Genomic DNA, 21,720 nt, shown 5'->3' with positions numbered 1-21,720 from the left:
GACACGTATCGACATAGACCGCGGGAGGGGGCGCAACGTTGAAGCTGAGAACGTACTTCTCGTTATCGTTTGCTTTTCTAATTATCGTTGTAATCGTCTCCATGAGTGTAGTGATTAGCCAGAGAACCAGCCATGAGGTCAGAGAGGAGATAGGCGGCTCACTGGCCGCGCTTGCCTATCAAATGTCTGATAAGCTGGATTACTATATGTGGTCGCGCTATAACGAGATTTTATTATTAAGTCATTTGAAAGCGCTACGCATTCCTTCTGATCTGGAAGAAGTAAGCGGGCTGCTGCATGAGCTGAATAAAAATATTCCTTCATTTTCTTGGGTAGGGCTGTCTGATCCTAATGGTGACATTCTTGCTTCAACAGGGGGCGTTCTTGTAGGCAACAGCATTGCCGGCCGTCCGGTGTATGAAGAAGCGCTGGAGAAACCGTTCATTGGTGACGTGCACGACGCGGTGCTCTTATCGGAGCTGCTGCCGAATCCTACGGGAGAGCCGCTTAAGTTTGTTGATATCAGCACGCCTTTGTTTGATGACAACGGGAATCTAACGGGCGTATTGGCCGCTCATCTCAGCTGGGAATGGACCAAGGAAATTAAGTTCTCTGTCCTTAAATCGCTGCAGGGCGACAGCAAAAACGCGATAGAAGTATTCATCTTAAGTGCGAGTGATGATACCGTGCTGCTTGGTCCGGACTCCTGGGCCGGCAAAAAGCTGATGCTTGAAGGAGCCGGGCCATACAGCAGGGCCAATGAATGGACGGTCCAGCAATGGCCGGACGGCCGCTCGTATTTGACGGGGTTCGCGCAGGGCGCCGGCTACAATAATTATCCCGGACTGGGATGGAAGATTATCGTTCGTCAGCCTGCCGAGGTTGCTTTTGCCCCGATTCATTCCCTTATAAAGGACATCGTGCTGCTAGGCATCGTGCTTATGTTGCTCTTCGCCATACTGGCATGGGTATTCGCCGGAAAAATTTCCAAGCCGCTATCCCGAATCGCCGAGGCGGCGGATCGCCTGCGGTGGGGAGAGAAAACGGAGATTCCGCAAACGCGCGGGATTAAGGATATTGAAGTGCTGTCCGGCTCGCTTCGCGAACTAATTGCAGAGCTGACGGCTACGGAATCCGAGTTGGTCAAGATGGAGGACCAGGCTCATCGGGATAAGCTGACCGGACTGCTGAACCGCTCTTCGCTGGAAGCGAGTGTTGCAAGTGCGATCAGGCATGCTGAGGAGAGGGCAGGCGCAGTCGCTTTCCTATACATGGATCTCGACGGGTTCAAGGGGGTCAACGACTCGCTTGGCCATGGAGCAGGGGATGAGCTTCTTCGCCAGGCCGCGACGCGCATAAGGGACTGCATGAATACACAGGATTATGCATTCCGCATGGGAGGAGACGAATTTGTTGTCGTCTTGTCAGTCCCGCTGCAGGGGGCGTTGCTGGAGGCAAACGATGCGGCCAATCGCATATTGGAGATCCTTCGCGAGCCGTTCGAATTGGAAGCCGGTATTGCGAAGGTAAGCTGCAGCATCGGCGGCGCCATGTGGCCGCATAACGGAACGGATCCGTTGCTGCTGCTGAAGCTGGCTGACCAGGCGCTGTACGCCTCCAAGAGCAAAGGGAAAAACAAGCTGACTTTTGCCATATCTGAACACGCTTCTTGATGGAAGGCGCCTAGTAATAGGTGTCTTCTTTGGTTATACGTGTTGCGGATCGATTTTTACGGTAGGAATTTCGTCTTTATGCTATATTTGGGTTGATATGCCGCTGCATAGAGGATCAATAGGTGGTCAAGGGGGCTTATATGGAACACTTTCTCAAAGATTTTCTATTGAATGTGCTTATTATCTCATCCCCGTTCGTGCTGTACCCCTATCTGTACAGATTGAAAAACCGTCTGCTGTATTATCGCTTTCTGATGTTTTTCATTTTTGCGCTGGCTCTGATTGTTACAATGTGCTTCCCTGTAAAAATTAGCGGGTTCAACTATGATTTCCGGTCCATACCGCTGACGATCGGCTCCTTGTATGGAGGCGGCGTCATTGCTCTGCTGCTTTATGGCACGTTGATTGCTACCCGTTATTTGCTAGGCAGCCCCGATAATTTGATCTATGCTATTTCGATATTGCCCACCTATCTTATCGTCTACATTGCCATTCGAAGATTTCAGCATGCATCCCTAGCCTGGAAGATCGCCTGGGCCGTCATCCTCAGCATCCTCATTAAATTGATTACGCTCATTCTCTTTCTCACCATTACGAACCAACCGCAGTTTTTTCTGCATCAGCCGCTTCATATGCTGACTACATATGCCATGCAAGCTTTTATCGTCGGGATTACGGTCTATGCTATTGAATTTCTGAACAGGCATTACCATATGCAAGAAGAGGTCGTGAAAAGCGAGAAAATGCGGCTTGTCAGCGACATGGCGGCATCGGTAGCCCATGAGATTCGCAATCCGCTCACAGCTGTCCGTGGTTTTATCCATTTGCTCGGCTCTCCTGGCATTCAGCCGGAAAAAAAGGAATTCTACAAAACGATTTGTTTCTCCGAGCTGGATCGGGCGGAGCATATTATTGCGGATTATTTGTCGCTGGCCAGAACCGATCCTGAACTGATGGAAGCGATCAATGTGAATGTCGAGGTCGAATACTTGTCGAACATATTGCTTACCTACGCGAATTTCAATAATGTCCATCTGTCGGTTCAACTGGCGAAGGGGGATGTGCCGATGACGATGGGAGACCGATATAAGTTCCGCCAAGCGTTAATTAATATTGGGAAAAATGCGATTGAGGCGATGCCGAACGGCGGAACGCTGGAGCTTGCGACAGAATGCCGCAATGACACGGTTAAGGTAACGATCCGCGATACGGGAAGCGGCATGACGGGCGATCAGTTGAAGCGTCTTGGAACGCCTTATTATTCGACCAAGGAGAAGGGAACGGGTCTCGGTACGATGATCTCCTTCAGCATTATCAAAAAGATGCACGGCAAGATCGATGTCAGGAGCGAGGCTGGCAAAGGAACCCGATTTACTCTTCATTTTCCCCAGCATAAGACTGAAACTATGTGATAGAAGGAAGATGAATCAGGCACCTCTATTGAAAACGGAATAATCTATGAAATTTTTTTTGAAAAAAATAGGGACAACCTATTGACGATCCTAGGTATATCCGATAGGATTACTTGTATTAAAGCGGTGAATGAATCAGTCAGAAGGGGAGAGTTCAGAATGTTTAAGAAAAATAAATTAAGCGTCGTCTTGCTGCTGATGCTGGCGATTGTAATCGCGGCAACGGGCTGTGGAGCGGACACCGGCAAGTCCGGCGGTTCCGTGAAGGAGGTAGAGAACCTTCCTGCGGCATTGAAGGAGAAGGGCGACATTAACATTAAAGTTATCCGTAAAATCGGCGGCGACGATCATACGGCACAATTTTTGGCAGGTGCGAAGCAAGAGGGCGAGGCGCTTGGCTTCAAGGTCGACACGTTCTCCGCGAATGGCGATACGGCGAAGTATCTGGATGCAATCGAGCAAGCGGCTAACAGCGATGTAGATGCGGTAGTGTTGTCCCATGCGGAGGATGCTGCGGTAGTTGAATTGGTTCAGAAGCTAAGAGAGAAAGGAATTGAAGTGGTCGCCTTCGATTCCATCGGCGATCTGAGCACGGTAGAAGGTGTGACGCTGACTTCCCAGAAGGACGAGGCGCTGGCGCAATATGCGCTGGACGAACTGGTGAAGCAGCACGGCGAAGAAGCGAAGATCGTATACCTGTGGGTAGACGGCTTCCCGCCAATGGTTCGCCGTAACCATGTCTACCAAGACGTATTGGCGAAATATCCTGACATTAAAGAAGTAGGCCGCTTCGGCGTTGCTTCCGACAACACATCGGTTGATACGCAAAATGCGGTTGCTGCTATGCTGACCCAATATCCGAAAGGCGAAATCGATGCGATCTTCGCAACTTGGGATGCATTCGCGATCGGCGCTACACGCGCTCTTGTAGAAGCGGGACGTACAGAGATCAAGATTTACGGCATCGACGTCTCCAATGCCGACCTGCAAGCGATGCAAGAAGAGAACAGCCCATGGGTAGCTACGGCTGCTGTAGACGCGAAGATGATCGGCGCGGTTAATGTTCGCATCGCAGCGAAGAAGCTGGCTGACGAAGAGACGCCTGCGACCTTCGATCTGGATGCGGCTCTCATCACGCAAGAGAATCTGAAGAAGTCGAGCGAAGCGGTTAATGTAGCGACACTTGCGGATCTTATTCCGGGCTGGGGCACGACAGATGCATTTGAAGAAGACTGGATGAAGGCACTCAAGGAAGCTAACGCCAAGTAAGCTGGTTGGATGCTATAATAGGATCACATACAGGCGCCCTTATCCGATGGATGGGGGCGCTCAATCCTGTTTGGAGAGGGAGGTGCGCCTCTTGGCGGATCACAATAGGACGAGTCTGGAGATGAAAGGCATCTCAATTGCCTTCCCCGGAGTACAGGCACTGACCGAAGTGGATTTCCATACGGAGAGCGGAAGATCACATGCGCTGATCGGGGCGAACGGAGCGGGCAAGTCTACGCTGATGAAGGTGCTGTCCGGCGCTTACAGCCATTATACAGGCGAGATTCTGCTGAACGGTCAGCTTGCGAATATCCGAAGCCCGAAGGATGCGAAGGGCTACGGCATTCAGGTCGTCTATCAGGAAGTGGATACAGCGCTTATTCCGAATCTGTCTGTCGGCGAAAATATTATGATGGAGCACACCGTGCACGGTATGCACGGCAAGCATATGGTTAACTGGAGGCAACTGCACCGGTCGGCACAGGCGGTATTGGACCGGCTGAAGGTGAAGGTGCCGACTCGGAAGCTGGTGCAGGAGCTGACGCTGGCAGAGAAACAGATGGTGCTCATTGCACGATCCGTCTCCATGGAATGCCGATTCCTTGTGCTGGACGAGCCTACCGCGCCGCTAAGCATCAGCGAGACGGAAGCGCTCTTCTCGCTCGTCAGATTGCTGAAGTCGGAGGGCGTAGGCATTATCTTTATCTCGCACCGGCTGCCGGAATTGTACGAGATTTGCGATGACATCACGATTATGCGGGACGGCCGGCTGGTGACGCGAGACGAGATTGCGAAGCTGGAGCAGCAGGAGATTGTGGAGCATATGCTGGGCGCCAAGCTCGACGGCCAATTCCCGGAGAGGGAAAGCCGTATTGGCGGAGTTGCGTTTGAAGCGAAGGATATCTATGACAGCGGCAAGGTGAACGGGGTTTCTTTGTCCGTGAGGAAGGGCGAGATCGTCGGTCTGGCGGGTTTGGTAGGAGCCGGCAAGACGGAGCTGTGCCGGGCGCTGTTCGGCGCATCGGAGACTGTTAAGGGCGCTCTGTTCCTGAATGGAACCAAGCTGAAGGTGCGCAGTCCGCATCAGGCAGTCCGCAGCGGTCTGGCGTTGGTGCCGGAGGAGCGCCGTCGCGAGGGGATCTTTGTCGAGGAATCGGTCGTTGTGAATGTGACGGCTGCCAGTCTATCCAAGTATACGAGCGGCGCGTCATGGGTGAGCAGAAGGAAGGAACGGGTTGCAGCACAGGAGGTTATTCAGAGTCTTGGCGTGAAGACTCCGAGCCAGCAGGCCAAGGTTCGCAACTTGTCCGGCGGCAACCAGCAGAAGATTGCGATTGGCAAGTGGCTGCTGACAGACGCGGATGTCTATATCTTCGACGAGCCTACGAAAGGCGTTGATGTCGGAGCAAAGCGGGATATCTACAATCTCATTGCGGAGCTTGCAAGCAGAGGCAAAAGCGTGTTGTACGCGTCCAGCGAAATTGCGGAAATTATGGGCATCACGGACCGCATGTATGTCATGTATGACGGAGCGATCTTGAAGGAGCTGGATACGGCTCGCACCAACGAAGAAGAAATTATGCTGTACAGCACGGGGGGCTTAATCACACATGAACAAGGCTAATGCAATCCGGTCCGGCCGTGGCGGCGGGGCATTCCAGTTTCTCTACAAATACGGGACGCTGATTACGATATTGCTGCTGATTGTCTTTTTTGGCGCGATGACGGACAACTTTCTGAACTCCGCCAATATTATCAACATCCTGCGCTCTATCTCGATTGTAACGATTATTGCGATCGGCTTGACGGTATCGCTTGCAGTCGGAGGTTTTGACTTGTCGGTTGGCTCCACCGCCTCTGTTGCGAATGCGCTAGTGATTTCTCTGTTTGTCTGGCATGGGCAAAGCGTAGGCGTAAGCCTGGCGATTACGATCTTTTTCTGTCTGGTCGTTGGCTTGGTGAATGCCTTCCTAGTCATTAATTTCAAGATTCAGGATATGCTGATGACGCTTGCTACGATGTTTATTTTCCAGGGTGTGGCGCTAACGTATACCAGAGGCGCGACCATCTCGCAAAATATGATTATGCCCAATGGCGATTTTGCAACAGGTGTCATTCCGAAGGCGTTCGGGGAGCTTGGCAAAGTGCCGTGGATTATTATCATTATGATCGTTGTCGTGCTGCTGGTGCATATCTTCTTGACCTATACGAAGCACGGCCGGTATATGTATATGATTGGCGGCAACGCAGAGGCGGCCAAGCTGTCTGGCATTGCGGTGAGCAAGTATCGGTTGCTGGCCTACCTGATATCCGCATTGTTCGCAGGCATCGGCGGTACGATCCTGGCAGCGCGTGTGATGACGGCCGAGGTGAATGCCGGAGGCTCGTATTTAATGGATGCGGTAGCGGCGGCCTTTATTGGTTACTCTGTGCTGGGTGCAGGCAAGCCGAATGCATTCGGCACGTTTGTCGGCGCTGTCCTGATCGGCATCTTGTCCAACGGACTCATCATGATGTCGGTGCCATATTACGCGATGGATATCGTGAAAGGCTCCGTCCTCGCACTCGCGCTGGCGATTACTTACTATAAACGCAAGCATTAGCTGCGCTTGGTCCTCACTGTAAATAGAAATGCCCCTCCATGCAAAGAAGCAAGGAGGGGCATTTCTTGTGCAAGCCGAGAATCTCGGCTTAGAGCGTGCGTCCGCGTGCCGCGAGGCTCTGTAAGCCGAGAAAATCGGCTTAGAGAGTGCGTCCGCGCGTCGCGAAGTGCTGCAAGCCGAAAAACTCGGCTTAGAGCGCCCGTCCGTGCGTCGCGAAGTGCTGCAAGCCGAAAAACTCGGCTTAGAGCGTGCGTCCGCGCATCGCGAAGTGCTGCAAGCCGAAAAACTCGGCTTAGAGCGCCCGTCTGCGCATCGCGAAGTGCTGCAAGCCGAAAAACTCGGCTTAGAGCGCCCGTCTGCGCATCGCGAGGCTCTGTAAGCCGAAAAACTCGGCTTAGAGCATGCGTCCGCGCGCCGCGAGGCTCTGTAAGCCGAAAAACTCGGCTTAGAGCGTGCGTCCGTGCGCCGCGAGGCTCTGTAAGCCGAAAAACTCGGCTTAGAGCGTGCGTCCGTGCACCTCAAGGCTCTGCAAGCCGAAAAACTCGGCTTAGAGCGTGCGTCCGTGCGCCGCGAAGTGCTGCAAGCCGAAAAACTCGGCTTAGAGCGTGCGTCCGCGCGTCGCGAGGCTCTGTAAGCCGAAAAACTCGGCTTAGAGCGTGCGTCCGCGCGTCGCGAGGCTCTGTAAGCCGAAAAACTCGGCTTAGAGCGTGTGTCCGCGCGCCGCGAGTCTGTTTAAGCCGAGAATCTCGGCTTAGAGCGTGCGTCCGCGTGCCGCGAGGCTCTGCAAGCCGAAAAACTCGGCTTGCAGAGCGCTCCTTTTCACTATTCCAGCTCGGTGAAGTCTTCCCGGTGGCGCTCATAATCGGCCAGGCTGCATTCGAGCTTCATGCGAGTGCCGCCTTCTTCGTAGCTGGTTTCCAGGACATTGGCGCGTTCGTTAAAGTACGCAACAAGACGCCCCTGATCGTACGGGATCAAAACTTCCTTCACAACGTAGTCGTTGAAGATGTGGTTTTTTACAACTTCTACGAGCTCGGCAACCCCTGCGCGCTCCTTCACCGACATGTATACGCTGCGTTCATTCGCCAGCGGATAAGCATGGTCGGTCAGGTCGCACTTGTTATAAGCGTAGACAGTAGGGATGTCTCCCGCTCCCAACGCATCAAGCGTCTCGTTCGTCACGCTGACGAGCTGCTCATAGTCCTCATGAGCGTAATCGACCACATGGACGAGTAAGTCCGCCTCGGTCACTTCCTCAAGCGTGGAGCGGAAAGCTTTGATCAAGTGATGGGGGAGCTGGCTCACGAAACCGACTGTATCGGTCAGCAGGAATGACTTATTGTCTGGCAGATCGATGCTTCTGACTGAAGTCTCAAGTGTAGCAAACAGCATATCCTTGGCAAAAACCTGCTTCGTTGTCTCGGGATCAAACGTCTCCAGCAACGCGTTCATTAAGCTGGATTTGCCCGTATTCGTATAGCCGACAAGACAGACGACCGGCACATCGTTTTTCTTCCGCTGCTTCCGCTGCTGCTGCCGCGTAGCGACGAGCTTCTCCAGCTCAGCCTGCAAAACGGTAATCCGCTCCTCAATCCGACGACGGTCAAGCTCCAGCTTGGTCTCGCCGGCGCCTCTGTTTCTTAAGCCGGCACCGCCGCCGCCGCCCTGTCTGCCCAGTGAGGCTCTAAGACCGATTAGTCGCGGCAAGGAATATTGCAGCCGGGCTACTTCTACCTGCAGCTGGGCCTCGCGTGTCTTGGCACGTTCTGCAAAGATGTCTAGAATGAGCATCGTGCGGTCCATTACTACGCACTCCAGCTCGGCTTCCAGATTGCGGATCTGAGAAGGGGAGAGCTCATCATTGAATATGGCCATCTCTGTCTCATGTCCCGCTAGCAGCGCCTTCAGCTCTTGAATCTTGCCAGTTCCGATATAGTGGGACGGATTGACCCGCTCCGCTTTCTGATTTAATTCATCCACGACGTCAATATAACGAGCGGCGGCAAGATTGCGCAGCTCCAGCATGGAATATTCAAAGTCCGAATCCTTCTGAAGCTGGACGCCGACGACGACAGCTTTTTGAACCCCTTGTTCTGTTAATTCTTGCATATATTCAACCTCCTATTGATTGTACAGAGTATCAAAAAAACACAGGCAGGCAGCCTGTGTTCACATTATCGCAAGAGGAGATCAGCACCCGGCAACAAAGTTAAAAACCCCATTGCGGATAAATGAATGGTCTTCTATAGCCCGGCATATATGCAACGTACGACCATACGACGGCATGGCTTGATTAAGATAATCACAGCATACCAAATGTAAGGGAAGTGTTGCTCCATATGTCTTGCTATAGATGGTTACGATGAATGTAGACAGACCAATCCTGAGTCCTCTGCGCACAGGCAGAGCTTCGGCGCTATTCAATTAGCCGCGCAAAGACCTAACTCGGATGTAATCTATCACCATGTAACCCTCCATTCCTTGGAATGAACCAAGTGTAGCATAATCGCAAATCCAGATGCAACCGGGGGACGATACAATTGTCAGTAGAGTTTAATTATAATCAAGCCACCCGTAGTGTCATCGACTTGACAAAGGACTTACTCGGCACAGGATTAGAGCGGGGGCAAGGATTAAGATTAATGCCTCAAACGATTCATGCGATTAAGAAACCAAGCCATAAAGAAAGGCGACGGAGCAAGCTCTGCCGCCCTTTCCTTATGGCTTGGTGTCTGTCGAGGGGACAGCGGGATCAATCCATTGTTCCGCCCAGCCAGCAATATCTGTGAATAATGGGGATAATGCTTGGCCTTTCTCTGTTAGCGAATATTCGATACGGACAGGCATCTCCGGATAAACATCACGGCGAATCAACCCTTCTGCTTCCAGCTCCTTCAGCCGGTCTGACAGAACCTTGCCGCTTAGATTAGGCAGACTGTGATCAATATCGGAAAAACGCTGGGGACCGGACAACAGCCGGAAAATGATGAATGCGACCCATCGTTTGCTTAATAGTTCGACGGCTTTCTCGAATCGTGTGCAAAGCTGCTTCTGCTCCATACATGAACACCCTTTCTGTACTTCTATTATAGTACCAGCACGCAAAAGGGACAATGCGAGGGTCTGAACGCAGATGCTGGAATGCAGGAGGCTCCAGAATGAAAGTCGCCTAACAGACAGTGTATACACGCTTATGCAGACAGATAAAAAAGAATTGACGATAAAAGATTACTATACTAAACTAAGTTACAATAAGTAAGTTAATAATTATAGGTAATGAAAGGTAGGATGAATGATGAACATCGCATTGTGGGCTGTTCAAATTTTTCTCGGACTTATGTTCCTGATGGCGGGCTTCATGAAATCGACAATCAACGAGAAGTCGAGGGGAAAGCTTCCATGGACGAAAGAGTATTCGGATGGATATGTTCGTTTTATCGGCGTTTCGGAGCTCTTGGGAGGCTTGGGGCTTATTCTGCCGGGCGCGCTTGGCATTGCGGCCATTCTTACGCCGATTGCAGCGCTAGGCATTGCCATCATTATGGTGCTTGCGATTGTGTTTCATGTAAAACGCAAAGAAAACCAAGCTCTGATTATGAACGTTGTACTGTTGCTGCTCGCATTGTTCATCGTGGCAGGGAGACTGTGGATTGCACCGTTCTGAGGTAAGCTATTATAAATAGGTCCATTGCATATACACTCAGACTCCAGCCGCGCTGCATCAGCGGGACTGGAGTCTTTTTTTGAGTGGAGAACACATCGTTATCAACCGTCGAGAGCTCTGATGATGCGTCAAGGCAGCCTACAGGCAAGCTCATGGTTCACTGGGAAATCCGGCCGCCGGTTACATGCCAATTCGGATTCAGCACCACATGCCAGACATCCTTGGCTGCGAGGGCATTGGCCATAAGCTCAGTGATTTCCGTTGTATGCTGTCTCACCATGGGCGCGTCAAGCATCATCTCATAGCCGCCGCTGCCGCTTGCACGATAGTGGTTCATCGCTACTTCCAGCTCCTGATCCATAGCCAGCGGTGCGCCGTCATACAGAAGACGCGTCACCCGCTCACCCGGAGGGCGCGAAATGTCCAGCGTATAGTCAATTCCATCCCACATATCGTAATGGAACGGCTGCGGCTTCGGATCTAGGAAGGAGGAATGCACGATTATAGCGCCATTCTCATCCAGCTCAAAATATCGGGCCGAATGCTCCAAAGCCAGCTTTACCTGATGACCGCTAAGCCTGCGTACTGTTAACGTGTTGGGGTAGGGGTAATTGGCTGCTATATCGCGTATCGTCACGACTGTGCCGAAGCCGGGTGCGTGATTGTCCATTAGCGCGGTGAGCGCGACACGTGTTCCGGCAGCTTCCATTTGGACGGTATTCAGCCACTGGACGAAAGGATGCTTGCGAAGTCTCGCTTCATGCGCATTCTTGATAAGCAGATCGTGTGCCATACGTCCAAGAGGCTCATCCATCCAGCGGTTAAGCTCCATGAGACTAGACGCAAGCCAATCGGGCTGCTCGCAGTCGTCCGGCACCGTTACCGGAATGAGCTGTGTTGTTGCCTCTTGAAGCACCCAGCGGCCATCGCCTGACTGGGCAAGAGTCAGCCGCACTTCTCCCAGATGGGTGCCATATACGCCGGGCTGGACAATAGCGGTGCCGCCAATGGTTTGACTCTCTATGCGGCGATGCTGGTGGCCGGTCAACAGCACATCGATGCCTTCGACCTCGGTGCATAGTCGGAAGCCTTCATTTTCGCCCGTCCAGACTTCAGTCGGCTCGCCAGTAGCGGGGTCGCTTTCGAATCCGCCGTGATAGGAGACGATTACGACATCGGCTGAATGCTGCGCGCGAAGATAAGGCACCCATCTGCGGGCGGCTTCCAGCGCGGGCAGGAAGGTCAGTCCTTCAATATGGGCGGGGAGCTCCCAATGAGGAATATAGGCGGTCGTTAGTCCGAGTACCGCCACTCTGACTCCCGCTTCGTTCGTCCAGATCCGATAAGGCGCTCCGAAGAAAGGCTCGAGCGTCTCACAATCCACGATATTCGCACAAAGCCATGGACAAGGCGCGCTGGCGGAAATAAGTCGAATGGTCTCTTTGCCGTAATTGAATTCATGATTGCCGGGTACAAAAGCATCGCAGCCTGCCGCCGCTAGCCATCCCGTCATGGGATGGCTCACAGCTCCATGATCACGGATACGCTTCATATAATAATCGGATAACGGCGAGCCTTGATACAGATCGCCATTGTCTATCCATAGCAGCGAGCTTCCGTGCTGCCGCTTCTTGCCCAAGATCAGGTCGGTCATTGCGGACATGCGCTTCCAGTCGGAGAGCGAAGGCGACTGCTCTGGCGGACACCGGAAGCCGTGGATATCGCTTGTTGATATAATGGTAATGGTTGTCGTTATAGAGCCGGACATGTGAAGCACCTTCATTCATTTAAGATAGGGCAATCAGAGACGCCTTCTTTCGGATTCGCCGCCGGAATATCCGATCCTTTAGAACATGAAGCATTTACAATCATTTTAAATAGGAAAGACAGAGCGGTTGCGGGTCATTTGGAATCATGTTACATTAGGTGTAACGAATTGAACGCGGAAGCACCGTGACATCAGAACTTGGTTCTGTTAGTCGCGGTGCTTTTTTAATTTAATCGGAGGTGCAGTTGATGGGCATACAGGAAGGGAATGCGGGGCCGCGCGCTCCGATTGAGCTGTTTCTGGAAAAGGCGCATCCAGCCGAGGCTAGCGCACTAATGGGATACTTGCAGTATGAAGGTGATGGGGCGGAAGGATATCGATACCGGAACAAGGTTACCCGATCTCTCATCGTCGTGGACGGGAATGGATCATTGGTCTCATGCGACAAGAACGCTTTGCATACGATCGCCATCTACAAGAGCATCTACCCCAAGCGGAAGTACAGGCGTAAAGAAAAGCGGGCATAATGCATTGCTGTAGGACATATCCGTCGTTCAAACAGGTTTTACGCCAATTACGCAGAATATAAGCAGAAGCTGAGAATCCTGTTCTTGGCGAGGTCGCGAATCAAGGATAACGGGCAAGACGAATGCCGTCTAAGACATAAGGACTAATGTATGCGGTTACCAGCGAAACCTTGTGACTTTCGGCGCGTCTATTTATGCATAAGGCTGATGGGAGAAGGAGAGGTAACCATGAAATGGATTCCCGCGGCAAAAAGCGGCAAGTGGTGGGGCATCGCGGCTGGAATGACTATAATCGTCGGCGCGGCGATATGGCTCATTCGTTTTGTGCATATGGGTCAAGTCTTCACAGGTGTATATGCTTTTAGAATGCTGCTGCTGGCAGCCGTCGTGTCATTCGCATTCAGTGCTGCAGGCTGGTTCGGGGCGCGCTGGCTATGGGGATTTTCAAATGCGGGATTAATCGCAGGGCTTGCTGCAATGGCCTTATACGGATCGGACAAGACGGGCTGGGAGGACTTGATCAGCTTTCTGTCCTTCATGATGGTGACGGTAGGCGGCATCGCCGTTGGGATCGTAGCAGAGGTTGTTGTTGCAGTATTGCGCTATAGAAAAACAAGATGAGACAAGAGGGGCTAAGCGGGGCTCCTCTTTTTTTATTGTAAGAATAGACATACAAAGCTTAAGAATACGCCTAGGATGGACGGTGAGGGTGCCGTATAGTGTAAGTGACCGGGAAGCCGAGAAGATGGAGAGGAGGCGTGAGTAAAGCGGCATACAGGCGAAAAAGAGTTGTTAGGATTGGCTCAGTATTTGAAAAAAGAATAGAGGAGGAACATAATGAAAACCATTTCCTACCCTAGACATCGAGCTATACTGATTGCTTTGCTAGCGTTCACACTTTTATTGTCACAGCTTACGCTTTATCCGCCGACCACTTCTGCGGCCAGCAACCTGGCAGCAGGCAAGACGATGTCCGCCAGCTCGTTTGTGCCTCCGTACGGCCCGGGCAATGCCAATGACGGCAACCAGGGATCGTATTGGGAAAGCGCGAATAACGCGTTCCCGCAGTGGATCGCAGTAGATCTTGGAGGCTTGTCCAGCATCACTCGTGTTACGCTGAAGCTTCCGGGGAGCTGGGAGGCTAGAAGCCAAACCATATCTATTCAAGGCAGCATAAATGGCAGCGCTTACAATACGATTGTCGCATCTTCGTCTTATACATTTAATCCGAATACGGGCAATACGGTGAACATTGATCTGCCCTCGGCCGACACGAGGTTTGTGCGCATCTATTACACGGCTAATACCGGATGGTCGGCAGGCCAATTGTCGGAGCTGGAAGTGATCGGAACGCCTGTCAGCACTTCTGGCGTCTATGAAGCAGAAGCGGCCACCCTAACGGGCGGCGCCAAGATCAACAATGATCATGCCGGCTACACCGGCTCCGGCTTCGTAGACGGCTATTGGCAGCAAGGAGCGAGCACAGCATTTCAGGTACAGGCAGCTTCCGCTGGAACATATGACGTCACGCTAAGGTATGGCAATGCCTCGGGCAGCAGCAAGACCGTTAGCGTATACGTGAATGGCACAAAAGTAAAGCAAACAACGCTGGCCAGCCAATCCTCTTGGTCGCAATGGGCAACGCAAAAGGAATCGCTGACGCTCAATTCCGGTACGAATACAATTGCGTATAAGTACGATCCGGGAGATTCAGCAAATGTCAATCTGGATTCCATTACGGTAACCCCTTCCACAACACCAACACCAACACCAACACCAACACCAACACCAACACCAACACCAACACCAACACCAACACCAACACCAACACCAACGCTTACCCCAACACCGACCGTATCACCGACACCGACGCCAACGCCAGGCTCTGGCAGCAATCTGGCTGTAGGCAAGCCGATTACGGGCTCGTCCTATGTTCATACATTCATCGCAACGAATGCGAACGATAATGATGTGAACACCTATTGGGAAGGAGCGGGCGGCTCCTATCCTAACTTGCTCACTGTCGATCTCGGCGCCAATGCGAATGTGACGTCCATTGTGCTTAAACTGAATCCTAGCTCCGCTTGGGGCACGAGAACGCAGACGCTGGAGGTGCAGGGCCGCGAGCAGAGCACATCGGGATTCACGACCATTGCCGCCTCGGCCAACTATTCGTTTAATCCTGCTGCGGGCAATACGGTGACGATACCGGTATCGGCTACAGCGAAGGAGGTTCGTCTGCGCTTCACCGCCAATACCGGATCGAGCGCAGGGCAAGTAGCGGAGTTCCAGGTCATCGGCTCGCAGGCTCCAAACCCGGATTTGACGGTTACGGGCTTGTCATGGACGCCTCAATCACCGATAGAGACCAACGCCATTACGCTTCAAGCGACCATTGCGAATACCGGCACACTAGCATCTGGAGCAACGAACGTAAACTTTTACCTGGGTACAACGCTGGTCGGAACCGCTCCTGTAGGCGCACTGGCTGCGGGAGCTTCTACGAATGTATTCGTTAATACCGGCAACCGCAATGCCGGAAGCTATGCGGTGTCGGCGAAGGCAGACGAGGCGAATAGCATCATTGAGCTAAATGAAAATAACAACAGCTATACCAGCCAGTCGCCACTTGTAGTCAGTCCCGTTGCAAGCTCGGATTTAATCGCCTCGTCGGTGAGCTGGTCTCCGAGCAATCCGTCGGCGGGGAATACGGTAACCTTCTCCGTCGCATTGAAAAACCAAGGCACGATTGCCTCGGCGGGAGGCGCGCATAACCTGACGTTGACGATCACCGACTCGACGACCAATGCGGTCCTGAAGACGCTGACAGGCGCATATACCGGCGTAATTGGCAGCGGTGTGACAACTGCGCCAGTCGTTATGGGAACATGGACGGCAGGCAACGGCAAATACAACGTGAATGTGCAGGTTGCGGCAGATGCCAATGAACTGCCGGTGAAGCAGGGCAACAACAGCAGCTCGCAGCCTTTCTTTGTCGGACGCGGGGCTAATATGCCGTACGACATGTATGAAGCGGAGGATGCGGCAATCGGCGGCGGAGCTTCCATTGTCGGGCCTAACCGAATCATCGGCGATCTGGCGGGTGAAGCATCAGGCCGCAAAGCCGTTACACTGAACACCACTGGCAGCTATGTGGAGTTTACGGCCAAAGCAAGCACAAATACGCTTGTGGCACGGTACTCCATCCCGGATTCAGCCAATGGCCAGGGACAGAACTCTACGCTGAATGTATACGTGGATGGCGTGTTTGCGAAAGCGATCCCTCTCACTTCGAAGCACACATGGCATTATGGCAATGAAGCCAGCCCCTCGAACAATCCGTCCGAAGGGTCGCCACGACATATCTATGACGAAGCTAATATTATGTTCGATACAGTCATCCCGCAAGGAAGCAAGATCAGGCTGCAAAAGGATGCGGCCAACACAACAAGCTATGCCATCGACTTTATTAATCTGGAGCATGTATCGCCAATCGCCAATCCCGATCCGGCCAAATATGTAACGCCGTCGGGCTTCACGCATCAAGCGGTGCAAAACGCGCTGGATCAGGTGCGCATGGATACGACGGGCAATCTGGTAGGTGTCTACCTGCCGCCGGGCAATTACGAGACGGCGAACAAGTTCCAGGTGTACGGTAAGCCTGTACAAATCGTCGGAGCAGGCCCTTGGTATACGCGTTTCTACGCTCCGTCGAACCAGAACAATACGGATGTCGGCTTCCGGGCGGAAAGCTCGGCGAATGGCTCTACTTTCAAAGGGTTTGCGTACTTCGGCAATTATACGTCGCGCATTGACGGTCCGGGCAAAGTGTTCGACTTCAGCAATGTCGCCAATATGACGATCGACAACATCTGGGCGGAACATATGGTTTGCCTCTACTGGGGCGCTAATACGGACTACATGAAGATTACGAACTCTCGTATTCGCAACATGTATGCGGATGGCATCAACATGACGAACGGCAGCACGCATAACCTGGTGTCCAACGTCGAAGCTAGATCGACTGGCGACGATAGCTTTGCGCTATTCTCCGCGATCGACGCAGGCGGCGCGGATATGCACAGCAACGTCTATGAGAATCTGACGGCCATACTGCCATGGCGTGCGGCGGGTGTGGCGGTATACGGCGGCTACGGCAACACATTCCGCAATATCTACATCGCAGACACGCTGACGTACTCCGGCATTACGATCAGCTCGCTGGACTTCGGCTATCCGATGAATGGCTTCGGGGCTTCGCCTACGACGAACTTCGAGAACATCTCGATTGTAAGGGCGGGCGGCCACTTCTGGAACGGCCAGACGTTCCCGGGCATCTGGGTATTCTCGGCCTCGAAGGTATTCCAGGGCATCCGGGTCAATAATGTCGACATTATCGATCCGACCTACTCCGGCATTATGTTCCAGACGAAGTACACCGGCTCGCAGCCGGAAAATCCGGTCACCGACACGGTCTTCAGCAATATTACGATTTCCGGAGCGCAGAAGAGCGGCGACGCCTTCGATGCGAAGTCGGGCTACGGCATTTGGGTCAATGAGATGCCAGAGCCGGGCCAAGGTCCGGCCGTTGGCTCCGTCACGTTCAACAATCTGAAGCTGATCAACAATCATCAGGATATTAAAAATACGACATCGACGTTCAACATTATTATTAACCCGTAAAGATAATAGGGACGGTTCTAAGCGGAAATACGGCTTGGAGCCGTCTTTCCCTGTCTGAAGGAAGAGACTTTGTATGTCCACGCATGGCTAGTAGCTCTTCAGCTTGGCCTCTGCTTTGGCTATGACAGAAGCAATCTGCGTCTCGTAATAATGCATATTCGTTTTGTTGATCAGAATCTGTCTAATATGCACCAGCATCCGGGACAGAGAAGCGGAGGTGCCGGATGTGTCGCCGCTGCGCACCGTCTGCAGCAGCACCTTGGATTCTGCGGTGAACAGCTTCTTTGTCTGGCTTGCGGCGCTTTTGGCCGCTTTGATCCGCGACTCCGTCGCTTTGTTGGCATCCAGAATATCCCGTAGGGCTTTTGTTTTGGCGGTGGCGTCCGACTTCGCTTTCTTCACGGCAGCTTCTTTGGCGCTAATATCCTTTTTGGCTGCTTGGACGGCGATTTTTGTTACTTCGACTTTTACGTTAATGATGGAGGTCAGCTCTTTGTTTTTGGCGGCTTTGGCGAGGCTGAGCTGCGATCTCTGCGTATCGTATAGATCGAATAGCGGCTTGTATCTTTGCTTCGTCTTAGCAACGTCTCCTGCCAGCGAAGCGATTTTGCTTTTGTCGATGTCCTTGATCCGCTTGCGCATGAGCGTATCATTCTCCTGGTTTTTGTAACGGAGCGCGCTAATCTTCGTGTCTAATCCGATATCTTGCTTCTGGAGCGTCTGGAGCTCGGCGTAATTCTTCTTGAGCTGTGTGGCGGCGGAAGCTTTGGCGTTATCCACGATTTTGTCGAACGATTTCTTCGCCGTAGCGGAAAATTCGAACGGCGCAGCCGATGCCGCTGCCGATCCGGCTAGCGACAAAGCGAGGACAAGACAAACAATTCGAAGCATGAACGGGGCTTTCAAGATAAATTCCTCCTTTGGCAAATAGGGCCGAAAACGCAAAGAAGCACCCGCAAGGCTGACACGAATGTCAATCCTTGCGGGTGCTTCCCGCATTTCCGTTCCTTATTTTTCCTTACTATACCGTATACCACATCTGAAGGTCAACTCTCTGGCGGGAGTGAATAATAAGATTCCGGCGTCATGCCGAGCATCGATTTGAACGCCCGGATGAAGTGGGACTGATCGAAGAACCCAAGCTCCGCGCTTAGTTTTGCCCAATCATCGGCTTCTCCTCGATCCAGCATCTCCGCCGCATTGTGAAGACGGTAAAGCTGAATCACCCATTTGGGGCTTACGCCGACGTATTTGTGGAATAATCGCTGGAGCTTCCGTATATGCAGATTAAAGTGGGCGCTGAGCTGCTCGACACGGGTGACATCGCGGTTCTGTTGAATGTAGTTTACAATTTCAAGAATGGTTGCAGAGAAAGGATCCTGCTCTGGTATCGCGTTCCTCAAAATTCGGTCGGCATGGCGAACGAGCGCCTCGGGCGGCTCGCCGCTTCGCAAGGCGGACAGCAACGGCTCCCCCTCTGTGCCGAAAGCGTCCATCATGCTCATGGAACCGTCGGTTAACGAGGTCAGAGGCTGTCTCGCAAAGGGATAGAAGCCCCCTGGATGAAACTTGACTCCAAAAGCTCTGCCCGCACCCTCCAGATGCTTCGAATACATATGGCTGGATATGCCGTATACGGCGATGCCGGAATGCTCGACTACCATATTCACGCAGGGATTCGGGATGACATCCTGGTCATAGTGGACCCCATCGCCGAGATTCCAGCTCACGATCCAATAATGCTTGACGAACGGAGCCAGCTCAGGCGACGGAGGGAACCGGAGCAGCTGGAATCGCTTCTCCGCCTCGGTGGGTTTCATTACGCCCATGCTGGCGTGTTGGAGCGGTGAAGTCATCGTCTGAATCACTCCTTAAGCGGCTTGTCGCTTTTTTACAATACAGTCTCTATGAACTCCATTATACTTGCCTTGTATCTATCAAATCTATAGAGGAGCGTGCATGCAGTTATGAGTCATACATTCGTCACGTATATCGGCGCGGAGCCGTCAAAAGTATGGGAAGCTTTGGTCAAGCCGGAAGGGACGCGCCGCATCTTCTTTGATTGCGTACTCCAGTCCGATCTGAAGCCTGGCAGCCCGTTTGCTTATATCGGTCCTGGCAATGACGGACCGGAGACGGTGCATGTATACGGCGAGATCCTGGAGATCGAAGAAGGCCGCAAGCTGACGATGCTGGAGCATCCGGGACCATCCTACTACGAGAATCATGCGGAGCTGACATCGCGCATCGTGTATACGCTGGAGCAGGCCGGGGCATGCACAAAGCTGACGCTTGTCAACGATCAGTACACAGACAATCATCCGAGCGAGGCGAAGGCGGTAGAGAGCTGGGCGGTCGTTCTCAGCAGCCTAAAAACCTATGCCGAGACGGGCAAGTCGCTAGATTTTGGCTGGTAACGGGGCTAGCCGCCACCTCTACTATTCTTTATACTAAAGGAAAAAGGATAGGAGAATGGCAGCATGAGCTACAAAATCGTATTTTTTGATATTGACGGTACGTTGGTGAACGAGGAAAAGGTAATTCCTGCTGATACAATTAAGGCAATTAGCGAGCTGAAGGAGAAGGGGATCGAGCCTGTTATCGCAACGGGCAGGGCGCCGTATTTCATCAAGCCGCTAACCGAGAAACTGGGCATTGATTCGTATGTATGCATGAACGGCGCATATGTCGTGTACAAGGGTCAAACGCTCTATAAAAGGAAGATTACAAAACAGTCGCTGGAAACGCTGGTTGCGCTTGCGGCGCAGCATGACCATGGCCTGGTGTTCGAGGGTGAGGTCCGCTACTGCTCCGATCGGGACAATCACCCGTTCATTACGGATTCGATTCAGTCACTGAAAATTGATCTTCCTTCCTTTGAGCCGCAATTTTGGCGGGATAACGATATTTTCCAAGCCTTCCTTCATTGCGAGAGCCATGAGGAGCATCTGTACGAGACATTGAAATCCGAATTTACGCTTATCCGCTGGCATCCGCAGGCGATGGACGTGCTGCCGCTCGGCGGCTCCAAGGCGCAAGGCATTGCAGCGCTCCTGGACAAGCTGGGGCTTACGCCAGAGCATGCTGCGGCCTTTGGAGACGGCCTGAACGATAAGGAGATGCTGGAGTATGTCGGCTTCGGCGTGGCGATGGGCAATTCGCATCCGGAATTGCTGCCTTTCGCCAACTATGTGACGACGCATGTGGACGAGAACGGCATCCGCAACGGACTGATCGAAGCGGGATTGTTAATGGCATAAATTTCCTAATTGCGCCTGTCTGCTGTTTTTTCAACTCACCAAACGACGATTGCCCACGTACAATAACCTAATCATACCAACAGCTTGGGGGAAATGACGTGATCGTAATCTCGGACGGCAGCCCCGTACAGTTCCCGCCGGGGATGCTGACGGAGCTTGAGAGGAAGACGTTGAGGCAGAAACAAGGCAGTCCCGTAATGTACGGGTACCGGTCGCTGGAAGCCTTGCTCTTCGAACTGAAGATGAGGACGAATATCGTGGAGGCTGCGAAGGCGATGTACCAGAGCGGTGTCAGCTTTGCGACCTTCAGCAATTCCCGCTGCAACGGGAGGTACTGGATTCGTACGCCGGATGGCGGCTTTCTGCTCAGGCCGGGCGTGCCGCCTTCCGTTGGAGTGAGGGATATCTTCGAACAAGGGCATTTGTACGCCTTCGAATGCGCCGGGGCCATCATTATTATGCTGTACAAAGCGGTGCTGGAGACGATTGGAGAGGCCGCGTTCAACCGGCATTTTCAAAGACTGTTTTTGCGGGACTGGCAATATGACAGAGATCTTCGCCTGACAACGAGCAATAACCTGAACGAGACGTATGCCGGAGATGTGATGTACTTCAAAAATCCCGATCATGATCCCGGTTCGCCGGAGTGGCAGGGCGAAAACGTGATCAAGCTCGATGACAATCTGTTCTTCGGCCACGGGATCGGTATTGGCACCGGACAGGAGATTATTGCCCAGTTGAACAGGGCGAGGGTGCCGGGCAGTATGGTTTCGGCGTATCTGCAGGATCTGGTGCTGAGGCCGGACTTTGAGGCCGTGCGTATGCTGACGATGCGCGAGGATGAGGAAGCGCTCGTATAAC

The 21,720-nt window shown here is 52.7% G+C and carries 18 protein-coding genes; 13 read left to right on the top strand and 5 right to left on the bottom strand.

The window, feature by feature from the left end; genetic code table 11:
* Positions 1 to 38 precede the first annotated feature (38 nt).
* From D3P07_RS23580 to D3P07_RS27215, 6 genes are all read left to right on the top strand, one after another.
* Complete coding sequence (locus D3P07_RS23580) at positions 39 to 1,673, top strand: diguanylate cyclase domain-containing protein (protein WP_259391666.1); 1,635 nt, start codon at positions 39 to 41, stop codon at positions 1,671 to 1,673.
* 140 nt (positions 1,674 to 1,813) lie between these two features.
* Positions 1,814 to 3,085, top strand: a complete 1,272-nt coding sequence (locus D3P07_RS23575; protein ID WP_119802913.1) for an ATP-binding protein — start codon at positions 1,814 to 1,816, stop codon at positions 3,083 to 3,085.
* 159 nt (positions 3,086 to 3,244) lie between these two features.
* Positions 3,245 to 4,354: a sugar ABC transporter substrate-binding protein gene (locus D3P07_RS23570; protein WP_119802911.1), complete on the top strand. Its 1,110-nt coding sequence runs from the start codon at positions 3,245 to 3,247 to the stop codon at positions 4,352 to 4,354.
* 121 nt (positions 4,355 to 4,475) lie between these two features.
* Positions 4,476 to 5,978: a sugar ABC transporter ATP-binding protein gene (locus D3P07_RS23565; protein WP_119803023.1), complete on the top strand. Its 1,503-nt coding sequence runs from the start codon at positions 4,476 to 4,478 to the stop codon at positions 5,976 to 5,978.
* Positions 5,965 to 6,957 (top strand): ABC transporter permease, encoded by a 993-nt coding sequence (locus D3P07_RS23560; RefSeq protein ID WP_119802909.1) that lies wholly within the window; start codon positions 5,965 to 5,967, stop codon positions 6,955 to 6,957. The genes D3P07_RS23565 and D3P07_RS23560 overlap by 14 nt, the downstream gene beginning before the upstream one ends.
* A gap of 205 nt (positions 6,958 to 7,162) precedes the next feature.
* A complete protein-coding gene (locus D3P07_RS27215; RefSeq protein ID WP_182914482.1) occupies positions 7,163 to 7,336 on the top strand; it encodes a hypothetical protein in 174 nt (57 codons plus the stop codon).
* Positions 7,337 to 7,779: 443 nt separating this feature from the next.
* Here the strand turns inward: D3P07_RS27215 and hflX are convergent, their stop codons facing one another.
* Both hflX and D3P07_RS23545 read right to left on the bottom strand, forming a co-directional pair.
* The gene (gene hflX, locus D3P07_RS23550; RefSeq protein ID WP_119802905.1) at positions 7,780 to 9,066 is read right to left on the bottom strand and encodes a GTPase HflX; all 1,287 of its coding nucleotides are present in this window, start codon (positions 9,064 to 9,066) and stop codon (positions 7,780 to 7,782) included.
* A 609-nt stretch (positions 9,067 to 9,675) separates the two neighbouring features.
* Positions 9,676 to 10,017, bottom strand: coding sequence for a winged helix-turn-helix transcriptional regulator (locus D3P07_RS23545; protein ID WP_119802903.1), 342 nt, complete (start codon positions 10,015 to 10,017; stop codon positions 9,676 to 9,678).
* Between the two features lie 232 nt (positions 10,018 to 10,249).
* On the opposite strand from D3P07_RS23545, the gene D3P07_RS23540 reads away from it, so the two are divergent.
* The gene (locus tag D3P07_RS23540; protein ID WP_259391665.1) at positions 10,250 to 10,621 is read left to right on the top strand and encodes a DoxX family protein; all 372 of its coding nucleotides are present in this window, start codon (positions 10,250 to 10,252) and stop codon (positions 10,619 to 10,621) included.
* Between the two features lie 157 nt (positions 10,622 to 10,778).
* On the opposite strand, the gene D3P07_RS23535 is transcribed toward D3P07_RS23540, so the two are convergent.
* Positions 10,779 to 12,389 carry a bifunctional metallophosphatase/5'-nucleotidase gene (locus D3P07_RS23535; RefSeq protein ID WP_182914481.1) on the bottom strand — a complete coding sequence of 537 codons (1,611 nt, stop codon included), beginning with the start codon at positions 12,387 to 12,389 and terminating at the stop codon, positions 10,779 to 10,781.
* A 248-nt stretch (positions 12,390 to 12,637) separates the two neighbouring features.
* Here D3P07_RS23535 and D3P07_RS23530 point away from each other — a divergent pair, with 248 nt between their 5' ends.
* The 3 genes from D3P07_RS23530 (at position 12,638) to D3P07_RS23520 (ending at position 17,599) form a co-directional block, all read left to right on the top strand.
* Positions 12,638 to 12,916 carry a hypothetical protein gene (locus tag D3P07_RS23530; RefSeq protein ID WP_119802899.1) on the top strand — a complete coding sequence of 93 codons (279 nt, stop codon included), beginning with the start codon at positions 12,638 to 12,640 and terminating at the stop codon, positions 12,914 to 12,916.
* A gap of 228 nt (positions 12,917 to 13,144) precedes the next feature.
* A complete protein-coding gene (locus tag D3P07_RS23525; protein WP_119802897.1) occupies positions 13,145 to 13,537 on the top strand; it encodes a hypothetical protein in 393 nt (130 codons plus the stop codon).
* 216 nt (positions 13,538 to 13,753) lie between these two features.
* Positions 13,754 to 17,599 carry a discoidin domain-containing protein gene (locus D3P07_RS23520; protein WP_119802895.1) on the top strand — a complete coding sequence of 1,282 codons (3,846 nt, stop codon included), beginning with the start codon at positions 13,754 to 13,756 and terminating at the stop codon, positions 17,597 to 17,599.
* A gap of 87 nt (positions 17,600 to 17,686) precedes the next feature.
* Here D3P07_RS23520 and D3P07_RS23515 read toward each other — a convergent pair whose 3' ends face one another.
* Positions 17,687 to 18,505 carry a hypothetical protein gene (locus D3P07_RS23515; protein ID WP_119802893.1) on the bottom strand — a complete coding sequence of 273 codons (819 nt, stop codon included), beginning with the start codon at positions 18,503 to 18,505 and terminating at the stop codon, positions 17,687 to 17,689.
* A 140-nt stretch (positions 18,506 to 18,645) separates the two neighbouring features.
* The gene (locus D3P07_RS23510; RefSeq protein ID WP_119802891.1) at positions 18,646 to 19,455 is read right to left on the bottom strand and encodes an AraC family transcriptional regulator; all 810 of its coding nucleotides are present in this window, start codon (positions 19,453 to 19,455) and stop codon (positions 18,646 to 18,648) included.
* A gap of 111 nt (positions 19,456 to 19,566) precedes the next feature.
* On the opposite strand from D3P07_RS23510, the gene D3P07_RS23505 reads away from it, so the two are divergent.
* The 3 genes from D3P07_RS23505 to D3P07_RS23495 all read left to right on the top strand — a co-directional run bounded on the left by D3P07_RS23505 (position 19,567) and on the right by D3P07_RS23495 (position 21,719).
* The gene (locus tag D3P07_RS23505; RefSeq protein ID WP_119802889.1) at positions 19,567 to 20,016 is read left to right on the top strand and encodes an SRPBCC family protein; all 450 of its coding nucleotides are present in this window, start codon (positions 19,567 to 19,569) and stop codon (positions 20,014 to 20,016) included.
* 63 nt (positions 20,017 to 20,079) lie between these two features.
* Positions 20,080 to 20,859, top strand: coding sequence for a Cof-type HAD-IIB family hydrolase (locus tag D3P07_RS23500; RefSeq protein ID WP_119802887.1), 780 nt, complete (start codon positions 20,080 to 20,082; stop codon positions 20,857 to 20,859).
* A 98-nt stretch (positions 20,860 to 20,957) separates the two neighbouring features.
* The gene (locus tag D3P07_RS23495) at positions 20,958 to 21,719 is read left to right on the top strand and encodes a protein-glutamine gamma-glutamyltransferase (RefSeq protein WP_259391664.1); all 762 of its coding nucleotides are present in this window, start codon (positions 20,958 to 20,960) and stop codon (positions 21,717 to 21,719) included.
* The last annotated feature ends 1 nt before the right edge of the window (position 21,720 follow it).

Origin of the sequence: Paenibacillus sp. 1011MAR3C5, from assembly GCF_003591485.1 — a bacterium.
Lineage (GTDB): Bacteria > Bacillota > Bacilli > Paenibacillales > Paenibacillaceae > Pristimantibacillus.
Note: the sequence above shows the minus strand (reverse complement) of the source record. Positions and strands in the feature narration are given on the sequence as shown.